At 46.4% G+C, this 20,419-nt stretch carries 13 protein-coding genes; 4 read left to right on the top strand and 9 right to left on the bottom strand.

Annotated elements, in window-relative coordinates; translation table 11 throughout:
- The first annotated feature begins 110 nt into the window (after positions 1–110).
- Positions 111–1,265, top strand: a complete 1,155-nt coding sequence (gene recF / locus GZ78_RS20610) for a DNA replication/repair protein RecF (protein ID WP_034840270.1) — start codon at positions 111–113, stop codon at positions 1,263–1,265.
- Positions 1,258–3,672, top strand: a complete 2,415-nt coding sequence (gene gyrB / locus GZ78_RS20615) for a DNA topoisomerase (ATP-hydrolyzing) subunit B (protein WP_034840273.1) — start codon at positions 1,258–1,260, stop codon at positions 3,670–3,672. The genes recF and gyrB overlap by 8 nt, the downstream gene beginning before the upstream one ends.
- A gap of 255 nt (positions 3,673–3,927) precedes the next feature.
- Here the strand turns inward: gyrB and GZ78_RS20625 are convergent, their stop codons facing one another.
- On the bottom strand, positions 3,928–4,218 hold the full coding sequence (locus tag GZ78_RS20625; RefSeq protein ID WP_034840278.1) for a hypothetical protein: 291 nt from the start codon (positions 4,216–4,218) through the stop codon (positions 3,928–3,930).
- Positions 4,219–4,481: 263 nt separating this feature from the next.
- Here GZ78_RS20625 and lpcA point away from each other — a divergent pair, with 263 nt between their 5' ends.
- On the top strand, positions 4,482–5,060 hold the full coding sequence (gene lpcA / locus GZ78_RS20630) for a D-sedoheptulose 7-phosphate isomerase (protein WP_034840566.1): 579 nt from the start codon (positions 4,482–4,484) through the stop codon (positions 5,058–5,060).
- Between the two features lie 55 nt (positions 5,061–5,115).
- Here the strand turns inward: lpcA and GZ78_RS20635 are convergent, their stop codons facing one another.
- The 4 genes from GZ78_RS20635 to glyQ all read right to left on the bottom strand — a co-directional run bounded on the left by GZ78_RS20635 (position 5,116) and on the right by glyQ (position 9,872).
- Positions 5,116–5,856 (bottom strand): lysophospholipid acyltransferase family protein, encoded by a 741-nt coding sequence (locus GZ78_RS20635; protein WP_034840281.1) that lies wholly within the window; start codon positions 5,854–5,856, stop codon positions 5,116–5,118.
- Positions 5,857–5,922: 66 nt separating this feature from the next.
- Positions 5,923–6,468 (bottom strand): D-glycero-beta-D-manno-heptose 1,7-bisphosphate 7-phosphatase, encoded by a 546-nt coding sequence (gmhB, locus tag GZ78_RS20640; protein WP_034840283.1) that lies wholly within the window; start codon positions 6,466–6,468, stop codon positions 5,923–5,925.
- Positions 6,469–6,807: 339 nt separating this feature from the next.
- Entirely contained in the window at positions 6,808–8,907 is a 2,100-nt protein-coding gene (gene glyS, locus GZ78_RS20645; protein WP_034840285.1) for a glycine--tRNA ligase subunit beta, read from the bottom strand.
- Positions 8,907–9,872 carry a glycine--tRNA ligase subunit alpha gene (glyQ, locus tag GZ78_RS20650; protein ID WP_034840287.1) on the bottom strand — a complete coding sequence of 322 codons (966 nt, stop codon included), beginning with the start codon at positions 9,870–9,872 and terminating at the stop codon, positions 8,907–8,909. Before glyQ ends, glyS begins: the two co-directional genes overlap by 1 nt.
- 506 nt (positions 9,873–10,378) lie before the next feature.
- On the opposite strand from glyQ, the gene GZ78_RS20655 reads away from it, so the two are divergent.
- Positions 10,379–14,962, top strand: a complete 4,584-nt coding sequence (locus GZ78_RS20655) for a hypothetical protein (protein WP_034840289.1) — start codon at positions 10,379–10,381, stop codon at positions 14,960–14,962.
- A gap of 41 nt (positions 14,963–15,003) precedes the next feature.
- Here the strand turns inward: GZ78_RS20655 and GZ78_RS20660 are convergent, their stop codons facing one another.
- The 4 genes from GZ78_RS20660 to fmt form a co-directional block, all read right to left on the bottom strand.
- Positions 15,004–16,452: a TrkH family potassium uptake protein gene (locus GZ78_RS20660; protein ID WP_034840292.1), complete on the bottom strand. Its 1,449-nt coding sequence runs from the start codon at positions 16,450–16,452 to the stop codon at positions 15,004–15,006.
- Positions 16,453–16,672: 220 nt separating this feature from the next.
- The gene (gene trkA / locus GZ78_RS20665) at positions 16,673–18,046 is read right to left on the bottom strand and encodes a Trk system potassium transporter TrkA (RefSeq protein ID WP_034840294.1); all 1,374 of its coding nucleotides are present in this window, start codon (positions 18,044–18,046) and stop codon (positions 16,673–16,675) included.
- Positions 18,043–19,446 (bottom strand): 16S rRNA (cytosine(967)-C(5))-methyltransferase RsmB, encoded by a 1,404-nt coding sequence (gene rsmB, locus GZ78_RS20670; protein ID WP_081869964.1) that lies wholly within the window; start codon positions 19,444–19,446, stop codon positions 18,043–18,045. Before rsmB ends, trkA begins: the two co-directional genes overlap by 4 nt.
- The gene (gene fmt, locus GZ78_RS20675) at positions 19,446–20,411 is read right to left on the bottom strand and encodes a methionyl-tRNA formyltransferase (RefSeq protein ID WP_034840297.1); all 966 of its coding nucleotides are present in this window, start codon (positions 20,409–20,411) and stop codon (positions 19,446–19,448) included. Before fmt ends, rsmB begins: the two co-directional genes overlap by 1 nt.
- Positions 20,412–20,419 lie beyond the last annotated feature (8 nt).

A 20,419-nucleotide genomic window follows, 5' to 3' on the forward strand; every position in this document is an offset into this window, starting at 1 on the left:
TTGTTACCATCATTTAAGGCTTTTTCTGCTCAGAGAGGTTTTTTATCACTGAAAAGCCTCTCATCAAACGCTTTAGTGAATACTGTCATCATTGAGAGTCCTATAGACAAATGACTATTCACAAGCTGATGATCAAGGATGTCAGGAACCTGGCATCCGCTACCTTCTCCCCTTCTCCAGATATCAATATCCTCTATGGATTGAATGGCAGTGGAAAGACCAGTGTTTTGGAGTCCATTCATTTATTGGGTTTGGCAAGATCTTTCCGAAGTGCCAGACTCAAACCGGTTATTCGTCATAAACAGGGAAAGTGTACTGTTTTTGCACAAATTCAATCTAATAATGAGCGACTGATTCCTGTAGGAGTTTCTCGAGATATAGAAGAAGAAAATTTTCAAATTCGAGTAGCGGGAGAAAGTTTAAAGTCTACCTCTGAACTCGCAAGACTCTTGCCTTTACAGATTATTAACCCCGACACCTTTAAACTCTTGGAAGGCTCTCCCAAGCAGAGAAGACAGTTTCTCGATTGGGGAGTGTTTCACGTGAAACATAATGAATTCTTACCACTATGGAAGAGGACTCAAAAAGCACTTAAACAGCGGAACAGTTTGCTTCGACATGGTAAAATAACGGGTTCTTCCTTGTCATCCCAATTATCAGTCTGGGATGCGGAGCTGGTTAGAGCTGCGGAGGCAGTAGATCAACTCAGAAAGCAGTACTTTGATCAACTGACACCAGTTTTCCAGGATGTTCTAAGTAAATTGACCTCTCTGCCTGAGATCAAAATCAGCTATAACAGAGGTTGGGATAAAGAGCGGTCTCTGGCAGAAGTCCTAAAAGAAAATGCTGTTCGAGATCTTCAGACCGGATACACACAGTCAGGACCACAACGTGCAGATATCAGAGTTAGGCTGGAAGGAAGCAATGCCGTCGATATTTTATCTCGTGGTCAGCTAAAGTTAGTAGTTTGTGCATTAAAGCTGGCACAGGGTTATCTCTTTTCTAAAGCGAATAACAGTCAGTGCATTTTCCTTGTGGATGATTTGCCTTCAGAACTGGATGCCCCCCACAGAAAGTCTATGTGCAGGATATTACAGAATATGCAAAGTCAGGTATTTATTACCTGTGTTGAGCCGGGTGCACTAGTGGATTGCTGGGAGCCTGAAATTGATCTTAAAGTGTTTCACGTGAAACAGGGATCTGTGAACTTGGAATCTGGGCGTGAGATTCGCCAGACTGAACCGCTGGAGAAAGAGTATGAGTGAACAAAATTACGATGCGTCCAATATTAAAGTACTGAAAGGTCTGGATGCAGTGCGTAAGCGCCCAGGGATGTACATAGGCGATACGGATGATGGGACAGGCCTTCATCACATGGTATTCGAGGTTGTCGATAACTCGATCGATGAGGCTTTGGCTGATTATTGTGATGAAATTGCAGTGATTATCCATCCGGATGAGTCTATAACTGTTCGTGATAATGGACGTGGTATTCCAGTAGACATTCATGAAGAAGAAGGTGTGTCTGCTGCTGAAGTTATCATGACGGTACTCCATGCAGGTGGTAAGTTTGATGACAACACTTATAAGGTATCTGGCGGTCTGCACGGTGTGGGGGTATCAGTGGTTAACGCTCTATCTAAAGAGCTTAAACTAACGATCCGAAGAAATGGCGAGGTTCATCAACAGATATACTCTCACGGTGTGCCACAAGAACCGATGAAAGTTATTGGTGAAACAGAAAAGAGCGGTACAGAGGTTCATTTCGTCCCTTCAGAAGAGACTTTCACTAATATCCAGTTCAGCTATGACATCCTTGCTAAAAGGTTGAGAGAGCTCTCCTTTTTGAACTCAGGGGTGTTCATTCGTCTGATTGATGAACGTACGGGTAAAGAAGATGAGTTCCGCTACGACGGTGGTTTAAGTGCTTTTGTTGAGTACTTGAATACGAATAAAACCAATATCAATAAAGTCTTTCACTTCACCAAGGTCAGAGAAGATGGCATTGGCGTCGAAGTCGCACTTCAATGGAATGATGGTTTCCAGGAAAACATTTACTGCTTTACCAATAACATTCCTCAGCGTGATGGTGGAACACACTTGGCAGGGTTCAGAGCTGCTCTTACACGAAACCTGAATAATTATATTGAGCGTGAAGGGTTTGCAAAAAACCAGAAAGTTTCTACTTCTGGTGATGATGCTCGTGAAGGATTGACTGCGATTGTTTCGGTAAAAGTGCCCGATCCAAAATTCTCATCCCAGACCAAAGATAAGCTGGTTTCTTCCGAAGTGAAGACTGCAGTTGAGCAGGAGATGAGTAGCTATCTGGCAGACTACCTGATGGAAAACCCTCAGGAGGCCCGAGCCGTAGTCAATAAAATGCTGGATGCTGCAAGGGCTCGAGAAGCTGCTCGTAAAGCTCGTGAGATGACTCGCAGAAAAGGTGCTTTGGATATAGCAGGGTTACCGGGGAAGCTTGCAGACTGTCAGGAAAAAGATCCGGCGTTGTCTGAACTCTACATAGTGGAGGGTGACTCTGCAGGAGGTTCTGCCAAGCAAGGCAGAAACCGTAAGACCCAGGCTATCCTGCCTCTGAAAGGTAAGATTCTGAACGTAGAAAAAGCCCGCTTCGACAAGATGCTTTCCTCTCAGGAAGTGGGTACTCTGATCACGGCTATGGGCTGTGGAATTGGTCGTACAGAGTTCAATATTGAGAAACTGCGCTACCACAACATCATCATCATGACCGATGCTGACGTCGACGGTTCTCACATCCGTACACTGCTGCTGACCTTCTTCTTCCGTCAGATGCCAGAGTTGATTGAAAATGGCTACATCTATATTGCTCAGCCTCCTCTCTACAAAGTGAAAAAAGGTAAGCAAGAGCAATACCTGAAAGACGATGTTGCTTTGGATGAATATCTGACTCAATCTGCTTTGGAAAATGCCACCCTGCATGTTAACGAAAACGCTCCTGGAATCGGTGATGAAGCCTTAGAAAATCTTGTCAAAGAGTACAGAAAGGTCATTGCTACTATTGATAGACTGTCTCGGGTTTACCCCTCTGAAATCATGAAAGAGATGATTTATATGGGGGCGGTTGCTAAAGAAGATTTGAAAGATCAGTCAAAAATGCAGGTTTGGCTTGATTCTCTGAATGACCAAATCCAGGAATTGAAATTAGCTGGCCGAAGCATGAGCCTTGAGCTCTTTGAAGACCGTGAGCACCAGGTTTGGATCCCTAAAGTCACTATCATTTCTCATGGTGTTCCTACTGAATACACATGGAATGTCGACTTCTTCGGTTCTGGTGATTACGGTTCAATAAAAGCACTAGGTTCTAAGTTACAGGGCTTGCTCGAAGAGTCTGCATTCATTCAGAAAGGTGAACGCAAGAAAGCTGTGACGACCTTTGAAGAAGGGCTCGAATGGCTCATGACTGAGTCCACTAAACGCCATAATATTCAGCGTTATAAGGGATTGGGTGAGATGAACCCTGAGCAGCTTTGGGAAACCACAATGGATCCTGATGTTCGTAGAATGCTGAAGGTAACTATTGAAGATGCTATTGGTGCGGATCAGATCTTTAATACCTTGATGGGTGACCAGGTTGAACCGCGTAGAGACTTTATTGAGTCTAATGCATTGAATGTAGCCAACCTCGACGTTTAAACCCTGTAGAGATCAGAGCTGCTTGATAAAAGTAGCTCTGATCTCAATTTCATTAATCCTCTTTAGGATACATAAAGGTATTGTGAACCCATAAAGCGTCCGCTAAACATTTGTAAGTTCCCTGCCAGCTGTCCCCCTCCCTGATGTTGACTGTAATTTTATCCTGACCACGTTCATCCTCTGTAATAGAGACGTTTCTCACATAGAGCTGAATATCCTTTTTAAGGTCATCGGGAACCATGAAGTCTTCGAGTCTTAAGTTGTAGGTGGGCTTGGTTGTTTGATGAGTTCGACTGAAAACTTTAGTTGCAGAAGCCCCTTTGAGGCTGAATGAATAAGTCCAGTCACTGTCATCATTGCCAGGTCGCTTCGTTTATCCAACTGACACTTACTGGTATCCAGAACGCCTCTGAACTCACTACCGTGAGTGTAAGCATTCTCTACCCACTTAAAGACTTCTCCTGCTTCTGTGGATGATGTTGAAAAGAGCCCGAGGGCAAGAGTAGAGCTGGAAAACAGGACTGAAAGAGGTCTTTGTAAAAACATAATGCAGAACCTGGGAAGTATGAGATTGATCAATTAAGAGGAATGACAGTTAAACTCTTTTTGGGGTGGTGTTGGTTGAATGAGGGGCTAGATTGAATGAGCTCAGTATAGTTCTTGTTCTTATAACAACACAAAAAAGTAATTAAATTAGCTATAACATGAAACAGAATTTTTAATCATTTCGTATTCCACGGGCAGTGCTGTCTATGGCGACCTGTCTTCATGCAGTATACTTGGGGCTTCTGATTCGACAGTTGATAGACATGTACCACTCAGTAATTCGTGCAGAACTCGAAGAAGCCCAGCAAGTTCTGGAGCGCTTTCTTAATGATGACACCTGTATTGATGCTATAGATAAGGCTGCGAGGCTGTTGGCGGAATCCTTTAAGCAAGGGGGAAAGGTGATTTCTTGCGGTAATGGGGGTTCTCATTGCGATGCTATGCACTTTGCTGAAGAGCTAACAGGACGCTATCGCGACAATCGTCCTGCCTATCCTGCTATCGCTATCTCAGATGTCAGTCACATGTCCTGTGTCTCTAATGATTATGGCTATGAGTATGTATTCTCACGTTATCTGGAAGGCGTTGGTTTTGAAGGAGATGTACTGTTTGGCCTCAGTACCAGTGGTAACTCAGGCAATATTCTGAAAGCGATAGAGGCTGCCCGCCAGAAAGGAATGAAAGTGATTCTGTTGACAGGCAAGGATGGCGGAAAAATGGATGGCCTGGCGGATGTAGAAATCCGGGTTCCACACTTTGGCTATGCAGATCGGATTCAGGAAATTCACATCAAAGCTATTCATATCATGATTCAACTGATTGAAAAGCACATGGCTGATTGATGAGTACCTGAAGGTCATTCATCACCTTTTTACAGGTGATGAATGATGTATTTTACTAGGCGACTTTATGCTTGTTGTTCACGTCATCCAAAGTGTTGGAAATCCAACCCCGGGTTTCGTTATTAATCTCCAGAGCAGTCCTGTCTTTGGTTTCTACTACTGGGCCAATATGAAGCTGGATGACTCCCGGCTTTTTCAGAAAACGATCCATCGGCCAGCAAACAGCAGCATTGTGAGCAATGGGTAGTACTTTCACATCAGCCTTTCGAGCCAGATTGACTCCACCTCTTGAGAACTTGCCCAGCTTGCCATTAGGATTACGGGTTCCTTCCGGGAAAATCAGTACCCATCTCCCTTCATGCAGTGCAGTGGTACCCTGCTCTACTACATCATTTAAAGCGGCTCTGGGGTCATCACGGTTAATAGCAATAGGTTTAATCAGCCTGAAAGCCCAGCCAAAGAATGGAATGTTAAGCAGTTCTTTTTTGATAACCTGAGCTTGAGGACTGAATTGAGTCTGGAGGAAAAAGGTTTCCCAGGTACTTTGGTGATTACTAATGATGACGCAAGGTGTATCCGGAATATTCTCTTTGCCATGAATTTCATAGCGAATACCACAAATAAACCTGGCCAGTCCCATGGCAATAACCGCCCAGTACTTTACCAATACTTTATGGCGTGTATTCATGGGCACAAAGGGAACAACAAAAACCAGTACAGTGGACCAGAGAACAGTAAAGGTAGCCAGCAGAAAATAAAATAACGCTGTTCTTATGGATTGCACGACGAATGACATTTATAACCTATCTTGTTTATCCTTGAATACCAACCCGCTATTGATAAGGGGTAGAGGTCAGCATTGTTATGACTGTTCACCGAGAATAAAGTTAGTAAATGCTGTCAGGTCTTCAAATACAGGCACATTGTCGAGACCTTCACCTTTATTCAGTGTTCTGATGCCTTTTCCCGTTTTCACCAGGGCTACCTTACACCCCATAGCTTGTCCTGCCTGAAGATCTCTCAGTGAGTCTCCTACAACCCAGGCAGATTCAGCAGGTAAATTCAGGGTTTCTTCAATCTGTTCTATCATGCCTGGCAAAGGTTTTCTGCACCGGCATTGATCATCTGGGCCATGAGGGCAGAACTTAATGCAGTCGATCTTGCCACCTTCAGCGGCAATCAGGTCCAGCATTTTTTGATGCATAGCTCTCAGTGTATCTTCAGTAAAGTAACCCCGGGCCAGGCCTGACTGGTTCGTTGCTATCGCAATGGGGTAACCTGCCCTGCTAAGCCTGGCTATTGCCTTAATACTGCCAGGCAGAGGAATCCATTCATCTACCGTTCGAATGTAATTATCGGAGTCTTCATTAATGACTCCATCTCGGTCAAGAATGATCAATTTGCTCATAATTTTCAAAAGGCAGGTTGGTACCCAAGGTATTGGAAAAGTATTTTGCTACTGTTTGGTTCGCTGAGAAACAAAATAATTTTCTGGAAGATAAAAAAAGTGCGGCATAAAAGCCGCACTCACTGTATCAAGCTTTGATCAGGATTTCTGTAAAAAAGACAGACCTGAACGCAACCTGGGAGGCTAACCGAGAATAGCGTCCGAGCATAAAATTCAGTAGAACGAGTCAGCTTTTTCACTGAATTTGTGCGAATAGTTGACCTATTTAAGCAAATTCAGTGGAAAAGATGGCCGTTCTTTCTGGATTTTAGGCCGGGCTGTCTATTCTCGGTCAGCCTCCTAGAGTAAAGAAATATCTGCAACATGAAGGAACAGGCTGCGTAGTTGCTTCAAAAGAGCATAGCGGTTCAAGCGAACCTGCTCATCTTCAGCATTAACCAATACTTCATCAAAGAAGCGGTCAACGGAGTCCTTCAGGGGAGCCAGACTTTCCATGGCTACAGAGTATTGCCTTTGTTCCAGAATGGGCGCGACTTTCTCTTTGCTGTCTGCCAGAGCGCTAGCCAGAGATTTTTCTGCCGCTTCTGTCATCAACGCAGGATCAACGGAGTCCGGAATAACCAGATCACCGGCTTTAGCCAATATGTTAGATACACGCTTGTTCGCTGCTGACAGGGTTTCGGCTTCAGCCATTTGACTAAAGCTGTTCACTGCCTTAACGCGCTGATCAAAGTCGAATGGACGAGAAGGTTTCAAGGCCTTAACAGACAGGAAGACCTCAACAGGAATCTGTTCGTCCTGATACCAGGAACGGAAGCGCTCCAGCATGAAATCCAGAACGGTTTCTGTCAGCCCTTTCTTGTTGGCTGATGACTCTTCAGCGGGCAGTTGCACACCTTGTGATTTATAACCTTCGATAGACTGGTTAATCAGGTCACGCAGGTCCAGATCCAGCTTCTTCTCAACAATAATGCGAAGCACGCCCAAGGTCGCTCTTCTCAGAGCAAATGGATCTTTGTTACCTGATGGCGGCTGATTGATGCCAAAGATACCGGTAATAGTATCAATCTTGTCTGCAATGGCTACGGCACAACCTGTCAGGTTCGATGGCAGCTCATCGCCGGCAAAGCGAGGCATGTACTGTTCATTCAAAGCAAGGCAAACCTCTTCAGGTTCACCATCATTTGCTCCGTAGTACTGCCCCATAATGCCCTGCAGTTCCGGGAATTCCAGAACCATTTCTGAAGTCAGATCTGATTTGCAGAGTTCTCCGGCTCGCACAGCCAGCTGTTCCTGACCACCTTCCTGTTTAGCGATGAAACCAGCCAGTTTTGCAATTCGGTCGGTCTTATTGAACAGCGATCCCAATTGAGCCTGGAAGATGATGGGTTTCAGAGTCTCCCTGCGTGCGTCAAGACTGGTTTTTTTGTCGGTATCGAAGAAAAATTTGGCATCTGCCAGACGAGGTCTAATTACCCGTTCATTACCGGATACTACATGTTCGGGTTGCAGACTTTCAATATTGGAAATGGTTATAAAATGGGGAAGAAGATTTCCTTCGTTAGACACTACGTGGAAATACTTCTGGTGCTCTTTCATGGATGAGATCAGCGCTTCAGCAGGTACTTCCAGAAATTCATCGTCAAAACGGCCTGACAGAGCCACCGGCCACTCGTTCAAAGCGGTCACTTCATCCAGCAGATCGACATCAATGACGGCTTCGCCACCTAATCCGGTAGCGACGTCTGTTACTTGCTTTTTGATGAGGTTGCGACGTTCTTCAAAAAGCGCCATAACCTTACCCTGCTCTCTCAGTAGGTTCTGATAATCTGCTGGCTGGTTGATGGTCAGAGGCTGATTGGCATGGAATCGGTGACCACGAGTCTGATTACCTGACTTCAGCCCCAGAATTTCGCAATCGACGACTTCTTCTCCCATCAGCATGACAAGCCAATGAACAGGACGTACAAACTCAGTACGACGAGCTCCCCAGCGCATACGCTTGGGTATAGGCAATTCATTCAGGGATTGGCTGATAATCTCTGGCAGCAGCTGGGTTGTCTCGGAGCCTTGTTGAACGGCACGGTATACCAGCCAGGCACCTTTATCGGTTTCCAGAGTTTCCAGCTGATCGACGGTCACACCGTTAGAGCGGGCAAAACCTTCAGCGGCTTTTGTTGCTTTACCTTCTGCGTCAAAAGCGGCCTTTACGGCAGGGCCACGGCGCTCCATCTGTTGATCTGGCTGGGCGGTTTCCAGTCCCTTTATCAGCAGAGCCAGACGACGAGGAGCAGCAAATGCTTCAAAGCTGTCAAAAGACAGTTGAGCACTTTTCAGACGATCAACAATACCTTGAGTAAAGGCATTGGAAAGCTTTTTCAGAGCTTTTGGTGGCAGTTCTTCGGTACCCAGCTCGACCAGGAAATCTTTCTGACTCATCACTTCTTCTCCTGTGTCTTGCTTTCTTCCAGGCTGGCCAATACTTCTGCACGAATATCGTCGCTTGCCATTGGGAAGCCCAGCTTATGACGTACATCGAAGTAAGCTTTGGCTACGGCTCTGGCCAGAGTTCTGACTCTTAGAATAAAGCGCTGGCGCTCTGTGACAGAGATGGCATGACGGGCATCCAGCAGATTGAACGTATGTGATGCTTTCAATACATATTCATAGGCTGGAAGCGGTAGATCTGCTTCAACCAGACGTTTGGACTCACCTTCGTAAAAATCAAACTGGTGGAACAGTTCTTTGGTATCAGCGTGCTCAAAATTGAAAGTAGACATCTCTACTTCCTGCTGATGGAAAACATCGCCGTAAGTTACTGTGCCTTGAGGGCCTTCAGTCCAGGTCAGGTCATATACGTTATCAACGCCCTGGATATACATGGCCAGACGTTCAAGACCGTAAGTGATTTCGCCTGTGACCGGATAACATTCTATCCCGCCTACCTGTTGGAAGTAGGTGAACTGAGTAACTTCCATACCATTCATCCAGACTTCCCAGCCAAGGCCCCAGGCTCCCAGAGTTGGGGATTCCCAGTTATCTTCCACAAAGCGAAGATCGTGAACCAGCGGGTCTATACCCAGCTCTTTGAGAGAGTCGAGATAAAGTTCCTGAATATTGTCTGGAGACGGTTTCATTACAACCTGAAACTGATAGTAATGCTGAAGACGGTTTGGATTCTCTCCGTAGCGACCATCAGTGGGTCGTCGGCTTGGCTGAACATAGGCCGCGTTCCAGTTTTCTGGGCCTATAGCACGGAGAAAAGTGGCAGGGTGAAAGGTGCCTGCACCCACTTCCATGTCCAGTGGCTGCAAAATGACACAGCCCTGGCGAGCCCAGAACTGCTGAAGGGCCAAAATCAGGCCCTGAAATGTTTTGATATCAGGCGTGCTTTGAGAAGTCACAGTACTACCTCATGGAGGCTCAAAATTAGGCTTTATTCCTCTATCCCGGCTGCCAATAGCTACGACAATTCAGGAGGCCGAGCTATTTATTCTCGGTCAGCCTCCCTGATCCGGGTGCTTGCAATACCACTGACAGCTTGAGCATGAAACAGCCCACTGTGCATTAAGAGCGATGGCATTTTCTATAAACAGCCGCGGATTATACCGTTTTGGCTGTGGGGCGGATACCGTTGAAACTCTCTGAAAGTGTCCGTTGTGTATAAGGCTGCCGAAGAAGGGGAAGTCTTTGTTGGGGACTATCAATAGAATTTGAAGAAAATGTGGATAAGCTGTTAGTAGTTGTGCATAACTTTGTTGCTAACTGCTCAGGCTCAATTCATAAAGCAAAATTACAAATCAAAACAATATAGCCGTTCAAAAAAGAAACCTTGATCAAAACCTGAACTATTTTCCTTGGAGTGAGATGAATCTGAACTAAATATTGTTCCTGTAACAGATATTGATATATGACTCTAAGAACTTTATGGATACAACTGGGTTTGCTTGGATGCTCTACTCTGCCTGCTCTCCTCATGAGCAGTGTGAATGGCGCTGATCACAATTACATTGAAGTCAGTATTGGTGAAGGTGAAATTGAAAGCTGTTATACCTGTGATCTTGTGTTCGACAAAGAGGCTGTATTATCAAAGCAAGCAATAATATCTGATATCGGTGATGAAGATCCTGAGGATTCAAGTGATCTGGTTTTTCCCGTCTCAAGCACTCATGTTGCGGAGTGTCGTCCTGGTACTGTTCATCAAAAATCAGATTATCAATTTCATTTCAGAGCCTCTTTATCCATTGTAAATGTTGATTCACAAAGTAACGTTGAATGGTTAGCCAAGGCGTTCAGGTATGCTGTTGTTTTCTGGCTGACAAAACCCTTCAGTCAGTGGTTGGCAGTAATTAAAGAGGCTCAACCAGAAGGCTTTAGTCAGTATGACCCAAAAAAGTGGAGTAACAGAGAGATTCCTGAGAGGGCAGGGTCTGTCCCGAAAAGTAAATACCTACTGAAATCGATTCTACCCAAGCAACGACATTTTTTACCTGGAATGCCAGGCCTTTCAGGGGGATCTTTGATGGGAGGCGGCTTTCTTATTCAGGATGAACTTTATCAACCTTCGGCTCCTGTTGTTGAGAACCTGCCCACTGAACTTCTGGTTATTGATTTTACTCACAATGCCCAGATTCAGGCTGTTCTGATTGAAGTGCTGGATCTGCTTTCTGTGTTGGGCGATTCCGCTCTGACAGAAGTGGGGCTTGATCTTTCATATTTTGAAGGCATGGCGCTGGGTGAGCTCATGCACTATCGAAATTTGTTAAGGGATTATCTGGAAAGGCTTGAGCAAAACGGATTGCTGGAAGAGGTTGCGAATACTCCTTCTGCCGTTGTTTTCAGAGAGTTTGTGTTAATGATATTGGCTGACCTGGATGAATTTCAAAGAATCCAGTCAGTGAGAGTTAATAATCCAAACCCTCCAGTAACCAGTCGTCCTCAGTCTTTGGCGGGAGAAATTCTTTCCAGGCTCCGGTATCTAAGATCGGGTGAGTCAAGTAAAAAACTGAAGCTTGCAATTATGCAAGCCTACATAGCTGAAGTAGAGAAATACCGACCGAGCATTGAGAAAAAGATTGAACAGGAAGTGGCTGATTTTAGGGAGAGTGAACGTTTCCAGAGAATGACACGCGAAGAGAGAAAGCTTCATATAGAAAAGAAAAAACAGGAAGTACTGGGGCACTTGATTGATCTGGAAAAAGGTTCTTCCTATTGGGAGAGAACCATGAGGCTGATTTTATCAAACAGACTGGATGTTCTGACGGCAGATCTTGCTGACGTAGATGGAGAGCCTGTTGATATGGATGGAAAAGAAAAGAGCACTTCAGCTCCTCCTCCGGGTAATGATGATGAAGTTGAGGAAGATAATAAAGAAGAACAACCGGATGAAGAGCCTGATACTACAGGAAATCATGATCACTCTTCTGATGGCAATCGGGATCCGCATGGTGATGGAGCGACAGAAGAATTATCCGCCTCAGGACATGGCGGTTTTCTGATACAGAACCCTTTATATACATCATTTCTGGCTGATCTTTTTTCCAGTTACCACCTGATTGAAGAAGGTTCTCAAGATACGTTTATAGCCAGTCTTATATTCATTCTTGGATCAGGTACAGAGAACTTCCAACAAAAACATGAAGAACTTCGTAAGCGTCTGATCAAGCTATTTAAAGAGGAAGTAGCTTACAGCCATCTCCAGCAAGACTGGGAAACTCTAGGGTTGGATGAGCTGATAAAACTCATTCTGGATCATGGTCGTTATGCTTATCTGACTCAGGAAGTCATGAAACTGTACACAGAGCAGGACGCTGAACAGATGTTATCTGCGGCTGAAGATTTAAATATGGGCAGACAATCAATACAGGTTTCGGTAACTGATCCACAACAATCAGACGGTCTGGTGATCAATTTTTCTCATAACCGGGTCCTTTACGATGAGCGATCAACTTTTATCAGTTTGTTAAGAGAGCGACTTGAACGACTTGAGTTGCATACTCGGATAATGTCTCTGACCCGATCAAAAAAACTTTCTTTTTCTGAAGTCGAGATTCGCCGATGGAGAGAACAATGTGCGAGAGATGGTCAGCGGCTGCCGATCATTTTCAGATACCTGGTAGAGGGACAGGCAGCTGAAAGTTATGTTCTTGGGGATACCGCTAACCTGATCAGTGATGTCAAAAAGCGTTTTCCGAAGATCGATATTACCGGTCTGGAAGCTGAAAAAAAGAAAGCATCAGGTGCCAGAAAGTTGCAGCTGGAGAGACAGATTGCAGAGCTAAGATCTGAGTCGGCTAGAAATGCAGGTATTGAGACTTCAGCCAAAGTGGCCAGTGTCTGCGAATTACCCGAAATCCTTGACCCTCAGCTGCCTGGTCTGGAGGTCCTTCTTTATATGGTTTTGAATCAGGACTCTCCCAATTCGCTCAGAGGCGCTGTTTTTGGCACTGACCGTTTGTTAGGGCGAGACAATCTTTTGGGTTTCCTAATGCCGGAAGGATGGATGATCAGCCCCTCCAACCGGGAGGATACTATCGAATCGGCAACACCTGTGGTGGTCGAGCTCACCTCGAGTGGTCGATTAAAGCTGCTCTTTCATAAAGAGTTTGATACCTGGGTGGTTCCTGACAGTAAAAAGCAGCTGGATGGAGTGTTTACCGTCAGCATGGAGTATGAATTCCAGATTACCGGTCAGCAGCTAAAACTTGAGTACAGTGGTTTTAGTTATACAGGTCATGTTCGTGATGATGTTCTTGAAGAGGGCCGTGAAGAGCTTGAAAGAAAGATGAAAGAGCGTTCTGCGAATTTCAGAGAGAGAATGATTCAACGAGTAGGAGCCAGCGATAAAAAGCCAGGAGAGCTCCAACAACGTTTTGACCGGGAGCAGCTGGGCGATAGTAAAAAAACAGTAGAGTGGTCTGAGGAGAGAGTCAGAGCCATTAATAAAATGTGGCAGGAAATCAATGCTCAAATGATTGAAATAGAGCAGGCAAATTTAAGAAGTTGGTCAAGATTCCAGGAGTATTACAGACGTCTTGAAAGCATGATGGCCAGTGTTGAGTGGGAGTACAAGAAACTTCTGGATGCAGAAAAACATCACTATGAAAACACAGTAAAGCAGTTTGTCCCCGAGTCTCTGGCTGCCAGAGAGTATGCCCAGGTTCATCAGCAAGCTGAGCACTACAGAGAGCGATTAATAGAACTGGAAAAACAGTTAGCGAGAATGAAATCCGTTTCTCGACAGACAGAAGAAGAGCTCGGGCAGGAAAGAGTTCGTTATCTTCAGGCGTCAGAAGAACTGGAAGCTATATCCTACGATGTTGATATCAGAGGGGCTTTATACAAACAGGCCAGGGCTTTACCTCCTTTAGAGCAGGAAAATCTCCTCCACCTGTTTGAATCGGTCAAGCTGATGGTCAGCCATGCCACATTAACGGTGACTGAAAAACTCAGTCAACTGTCACAGGAAAAGATACGCCATTTGAGTACTCCATCGAAGCCTTCAGCTTTGAATCGCAATGGATCTCAGAGTCAGGAAGACCTTTTGCAAACGTCTCAAAAGAAAGTTTCTGAAGAGGGTAGAAGAAGTCATGGTCTGAGAAGAAATGCGAGATACAGATCTGAAGGAGCTATTAACTGGTTGGGGGTTAAAACGTCACAAGATTCATCACCGTCTTCCACACCCGGTAGAAGGGTGTCGGATTATCTGAAGCCCCCTGCCTGGCTCGGAAAAATGTGGAGAGCGATCAGTCGACCTGACCTGGATATGAACATGAGTGGTCCCAGAGAGTTCAGCCGAGACGGTACGATGCGGGATTACTCCAGAGGTCGAGCAAACGATCGATTGACTGACTATCCAGTAGTAGACTCAGTTTTCCCTCCTAACATACTGGTTTCGTCACCTGACTCGGAACAGAACTCCAACGGTCAACATGGCAGTGGAGAGTTACTGGGCCTGCTTGATTCAGAAACCCCTCCGGGAAATCTGCTGCCTTTTCCTCAGCCGGGCTTTCACTCTCAACTTTCAATGCTTGAAGGGCTACGGGTTCAAAGAGACTTTCATGAGCACACGTTAAGTGCTTCTGAGACTATTAGGTATCGAGTTGATCATAGAAGGAGTGATAGTCAGCTTGAGATTCAGCTGCTGAGAGTATCCAGGTCGCCTGTTCAATTGAGTGAGAGCGTACGGGTCTATCTCTCGGCTTATGCTCAAGATCCACGATTCATTCGTCTGATCAGTGGCTATGTTGAGACAGATTTTCACGGAGATCTAAGAAGCTTTGCAGAAGATCTGAAACTCTATGTTCTCAACCTCCCTCTTATAGAAAGCTCTGCATTGGAGCCCACTGCTCTTGAACAACAAGTTGCTAATTTATTGAATCAATTCATAGATTCTATGGGTGAAGAGAGTCTGGCAAACGCTCTGACCAGGATTCTCGGAGAGCAGATTCTGAAAGATTTACAGAGAATATTCCCTTCGGCTACTGATGTTTGATGATGGTGGCAGTCTGGATTTGAAGCCAGACTGCACTCTTTTCAGTATTTCCAGAATGTGGGTGTAAACAATACCAGCAGCGTGAAGATTTCCAGACGACCCAGCAGCATGGCAAAGCAGAGAATCCATTTTGCAGTATCAGGAAGGGAGTCGTAATTTTCAGCGGCTTCGCCCAAAGCAGGTCCCAGATTATTCATGCTGGAAGCTACGGTCGAAAATGCAGTAGTCAGATCTACCCCCGTTGCCATCACTGCCAGTATTAAGACGGCAAACAGGAATACATAGGTGGCAAAGAATCCCCAGACTGCTTCACCGACCCGGCTATGGACGGCTTTTCCTCCCAACTTGATCGAGAAAATAGCATTGGGATGAACCAGACGACGAAGTTCTCTCATCCCCTGTTTGAAGATCAGTAGAACACGGATCACTTTCATCCCGCCGGCCGTGGACCCTGCACAGCCCCCTGCAAAGCTGGTCATAAACAGTAGCAGTGGCAGGAAGGTTGGCCAGGCTGAGAAGCCGCTGGTGGCGTAACCTGTTGTGGTTGCAACAGAAACCACTTCAAAAATACCGTGATCCAGCGAGTCAGCGAGATCATAGGTTCCGGAGAAGTAGAGACCAGCCACTGTGATGAATGAGACGACCAGTAGAATGAGCAGGTAAGCTCGAACTTCAGGGTCTTTCCAGTAATGATGAGTGGATTTATTGCGCCAGGCAAAAAAGTGAAGAGCGAAGTTGATGCCAGCAACCAGCATGAAAAAGGTGGCAGTGGCATTAATCAATGGTGAATCAAAATAGCCAATACTGGCATCATGGGTTGAGAAACCACCAATGGCTATTGTCGAAAAGCTGTGGCTTACGGCATCAAAAAGATTCATCCCCGCTAACCAATAGCCCAGGGCGCAAACTGCAGTGAGTGTGAGATAAAGCAGCCAGAGTGCTTTGGCCGTTTCTTTGATTCGGGGAGTCAGTTTGTTGTCTTTAATAGGACCCGGCGTTTCTGTCCGGTAAAGCTGCATTCCCCCTACTCCCAGCATGGGCATAATGGCAACAGCGAGAACAATGATCCCCATACCACCCAGCCACTGGAGTTGCTGGCGGTAAAAGAGAATCGACTTGGGCAGGTCATCAATGCCTGTGAGTATTGTTGCTCCGGTAGTCGTCAGGCCTGACATGGACTCAAAAACAGCATCGGTCACACTGAGAGCCGGATCTGTCATCAACAGCAGAGGTAGAGCACCCATCCCCCCAAGCACAACCCAGAAAAGAACAGTAATGATGAAACCGTCGCGGGTACGCAAGTCTGCTTTGATCCTTCTGAAGGGAAACCAGAAAAAGAAACCGATCAGGAATGTCAGGAAAAAAGTATATAAAAACAGTGAAACTTCAGCTTCTCCATAAATTAAAGCCACCGCCAAAGGCGGAAGGCTGGAGAAACTGAACAGCATCAAAAGAATACCCAGGACAGGTAAAACGACAGAAAACTGCATAAGCCCCTGTTTTTCTAGTTATACAGACAACGGCCATGCTGTCTGATTTGGTTATCGTTATGTGCGTGAGGTCGGAGGCCAAGCGGTCTACTCTTGGTCAGTCCTGATACTAATGCACCAATCCTTCCCCCGGATGATGCAACAGTACTTCAAGTCAGCGGTGTATTTTTTCAGTAGCGGGAAAAAAGAAACGGCTGACTTTATTTTCGAAATGTATCCTTTAAAAGAAGCCCAGTCCAACCTGAAAGAGTTGTTCTACTTCATGAATACGTTTTTTATTGGTCAGGAACAGGATGATATGGTCTCCGGATTCTATACGAGTTGTGTCGTGGGCTATCAACACTTCATCGTTTCTGACAATGGCTCCGATGGTTGTTCCAGGAGGCAGCTCAACCTGTTGAACGGTTTTACCAACTACCCTGGATGAATTTTCATCACCATGGGCAATCGCTTCAATGGCTTCTGCTGCACCCCGTCGGAGCGAGTGCACATTCACGACATCACCACGGCGAACGTGCTTGAGCAGACTGCCAATCGTGGCCTGTTGCGGAGAAATCGCAATATCAATCTCACCCCCCTGAACCAGATCTACGTAAGCAGGGTTATTGATCAGAGCCATAACTTTTCTGGCCCCCAGTCGCTTCGCCAACATGGCAGCCATAACGTTGGCTTCATCATCGTTGGTCAGGGCACAGAAAATATCCGTTTCTTCAATATTTTCAGAAATCAGCAATTCTTTATCGGACGCATTGCCATTAAAAACCATGGCTTTTATCAGCGTTTCTGACAGGAACTGACAACGCTCCATATTTTGCTCAATGATTTTTACCTTGAAATCATTTTCAGCCGATTGAGCCAGACGCAAACCAATGTTACCGCCACCAGCAATAATGATGCGCTTGTAATCATCATCCAGTCTCTGCAGTTCGCTCATGACAGCCCGGATATGACAACGGTCAGCAATGAAAAAGACTTCATCGTCTGCCTCAATCACTGTTGTGCCTTTGGGCATAATAGCTTTGCCTCTACGGAAGATGGCAGCTACACGGGTATCAACATTGGGCATGTGTTCACGGAGGTAACGGAGCTCCTGACCCACCAGTGGACCACCGTAATAGGCTTTCATGGCCACCAGCTGAGCACGGCCGTCGGCGAAGTCCAGAACCTGGAGTGCGCCAGGACGCTCAAGGAGTCGTCGAATGTAATTCGTGACCACCTGTTCGGGGCTGATTAATACGTCGATAGGCAGTGCATCATCACCGAACAGATTTTCTTTGTTCAGATAAGCCGCCTGACGAATCCGGGCAATCTTGGAAGGTGTGTGGAACATGGTATAGGCAATTTGGCAGGCGACCATGTTAACTTCATCACTGTTGGTCACCGCTACCAGCATATCAGCATCATCAGCACCCGCCTGTTTAAGTACAGATGGGAAAGAGGCCATGCCCTGAATAGTCCGGATATCAATGCGGTCCTGCAATTCTCTCAGGCGCTCACCATTGGTATCGACAACCGTGATGTCGTTCTCTTCATTGGCCAGATTTTCTGCCAGGGTTCCGCCCACTTGTCCGGCACCGAGAATGATGATCTTCATAGATTTTCCTGTTTGCTCTTTATGGGCTGATGGCTCTTTATGGGCTGATGGCTCTTATTGGCAGTGGAAAGTTCATTATCAATAGTTGGCGCTTTAGTATCGTTTTCCACTTTCTTCAGCAGGCTATAGAAAAAACCGTCTCCTGAGCCGGGCAAAATCTGTCGGCCAAAGCCTGTATCCAGTCCCCATTCGCCGGCAAGGGGTTGAAGTCTGGCGTCTTCGCATTGATCGAGGAAGGCTGAAATCTGCTTGCTGTTCTCTGCGGGCATAATAGAGCAGGTTGCATACAGCAGTGTGCCACCGGGCTTGAGCAATGACCACATAGTATTAAGAATCTTGCCTTGAAGTTCGGCAAGAGCATCAATGTCTTCGGGCTTGCGAAGTAACTTAATATCAGGGTGACGGCGAATAACGCCTGTCGCTGAGCAAGGAGCATCCAGCAGAATGTGATCGTACTTCTGTCCATCCCACCATTGTTCAGGTTGTGTGCCATCTCCTGTCATCAGTCTGGCTTTGAGGCCAATACGATCCAGATTTTCCTGCACACGAACCAGACGCTTTTCATCAACATCCAGAGCATCCAGTTCAATACCAGGATTCATTTCCAACAGCTGACAGGTTTTACCGCCTGGCGCACAGCAAGCATCCAGAACCCGATCTCCTTCTTTAACCGAGAGAAGATTGCCAGACAGCTGAGCAGATTCATCCTGCACACTGACTACGCCGTCGAAAAAACCAGGGAGCTGATCGACCGAGGTGGCTCTGGCCAAAGTGATCCCTTGTGGGGATACCAAAGAAGAGGAAGCCTGAATACAGTCGTCCAGCAATTTTTTAAGGTAGCGATCACGCTTGATATGCTGCTCATTGACCCTCAGGGTCATAGGCGGAGATTGATTATTGGCTCGAGTGATATCCTGCCAATGATCCGGCCAGGCTTTGCGAATCTTGCCAATCAACCACTGTGGATGGGCGGTAAGACAAATGTCGTCTGAGTCGGACAGTGCGTTCAGCTCTTCTTCCTGACGCTGTGCAGATCGCAGTACACCATTTACCAGGCCTCGGGCCCAGGCTTTGCCCAGTGTTCGAGTCACCTGAACAGTTTCACCAATCGCGGCATGGGCTGGAATACGGGTGTAAAACAGCTGATAGAGCCCTACCAGAATCAGACTGTGAATCGTCTGTTCTTTCGCCTTCAGTGGCTTATCCATCAGAAAGCTAAGCCAGCTATCCAGACGAAAATAGTAACGTAATGTGCCATAGCAGAGCTCTGCCAGAAGTGGCTGATCTTTTTGACGCAACCCCTCCTGATATTCAGGAAGAACCTGATTCAGAGACTCACCGGAGACAACACGGTTGATGACTTTGGCGGCAGCCAGTCGAACGGATGATTGTTTAGCCATCAGCTGAATTTTTTCCCGGGTACAAACATATCCCTGCGGCTGTTTAGCAGGTCCTGCACTGACATGGCACGGCTGCCAGATAACTGCACATTAGTCAGACGGAGGATGCCTTCTGCAGTAGCAATATCCAGACCTGACTTGTCTGCCTTAATCAGGGTACCTGGAGCCTCATCGCTGTTACCTTCCACTCGCTCAGCTTCCCATACCCGAATAGCATTGTCTTCAAGCTCTGTTGTAGCCACTGGCCAGGGATTAAAAGCACGTACCAGGCAATCCAGTTTTTCCGCAGGCTGGGTCCAGTCTATTCGAGCTTCTTCCTTACTCATCTTATGGGCATAACAAGCGCAGCTGTCATCCTGTTTTTCTGCAGTGATAGTGCCTTTGGCAATCGCATCAATGGCTTCGATCAGGGCGGGCTGACCCACTTCGATAAGACGGTCATGCAAGTCGGAAGATTTGTCGGTTATGTGGATGGGGCAGCAGGCTTTAATCAGCATATCACCCGTATCCAGCCCTTTATCCATCTGCATGATGGTAACGCCGGACTCCTCATCCCCTGCCGCAATCGCACGCTGGATAGGAGCGGCTCCTCGCCATCTGGGCAAAATAGAACCGTGCACATTGATACAACCATATGTTGGAATATCCAGAACACTCTGAGGCAGAATCAAACCATAGGCTACCACAATCATAAGGTCTGGCTTCAGTGCAGCCAGTTGTTCCCGGGCTTCCTCATCCTTTTTAAGGGACAGTGGCTGAAACACCGGAATATCATGTTGCAGAGCCAGCTCTTTCACAGGGCTTGGCTTGAGCTTGCGGCCCCGTCCAGCCGGCCTGTCTGGCTGTGTATACACTGCAACCACTTCATGATGGTTGTCTTGCACAGCCTGACTGTCCAGAACCGCTTGGAGGTGGGCACTGGCAAATTCCGGAGTTCCGGCAAAGACAATACGAAGGCTTTTCATTGGGTTTT

The organism is Endozoicomonas numazuensis, assembly GCF_000722635.1.
Taxonomy (GTDB): Bacteria; Pseudomonadota; Gammaproteobacteria; order Pseudomonadales; family Endozoicomonadaceae; genus Endozoicomonas_A; species Endozoicomonas_A numazuensis.

What these genes read in the sequence shown, in the direction of transcription:
- fmt (WP_034840297.1), bottom strand. Translation starts at nt 20,411, where the DNA reads ATGAAAAGCCTTCGTATTGTCTTTGCCGGAACTCCGGAATTTGCCAGT.
- lpcA (WP_034840566.1), top strand. Translation starts at nt 4,482, where the DNA reads ATGTACCACTCAGTAATTCGTGCAGAACTCGAAGAAGCCCAGCAAGTT.
- recF (WP_034840270.1), top strand. Translation starts at nt 111, where the DNA reads ATGACTATTCACAAGCTGATGATCAAGGATGTCAGGAACCTGGCATCC.
- GZ78_RS20660 (WP_034840292.1), bottom strand. Translation starts at nt 16,452, where the DNA reads ATGCAGTTTTCTGTCGTTTTACCTGTCCTGGGTATTCTTTTGATGCTG.
- trkA (WP_034840294.1), bottom strand. Translation starts at nt 18,046, where the DNA reads ATGAAGATCATCATTCTCGGTGCCGGACAAGTGGGCGGAACCCTGGCA.
- glyS (WP_034840285.1), bottom strand. Translation starts at nt 8,907, where the DNA reads ATGAGTCAGAAAGATTTCCTGGTCGAGCTGGGTACCGAAGAACTGCCA.
- rsmB (WP_081869964.1), bottom strand. Translation starts at nt 19,446, where the DNA reads ATGGCTAAACAATCATCCGTTCGACTGGCTGCCGCCAAAGTCATCAAC.
- GZ78_RS20625 (WP_034840278.1), bottom strand. Translation starts at nt 4,218, where the DNA reads ATGTTTTTACAAAGACCTCTTTCAGTCCTGTTTTCCAGCTCTACTCTT.
- gmhB (WP_034840283.1), bottom strand. Translation starts at nt 6,468, where the DNA reads ATGAGCAAATTGATCATTCTTGACCGAGATGGAGTCATTAATGAAGAC.
- gyrB (WP_034840273.1), top strand. Translation starts at nt 1,258, where the DNA reads ATGAGTGAACAAAATTACGATGCGTCCAATATTAAAGTACTGAAAGGT.
- GZ78_RS20655 (WP_034840289.1), top strand. Translation starts at nt 10,379, where the DNA reads ATGACTCTAAGAACTTTATGGATACAACTGGGTTTGCTTGGATGCTCT.
- GZ78_RS20635 (WP_034840281.1), bottom strand. Translation starts at nt 5,856, where the DNA reads ATGTCATTCGTCGTGCAATCCATAAGAACAGCGTTATTTTATTTTCTG.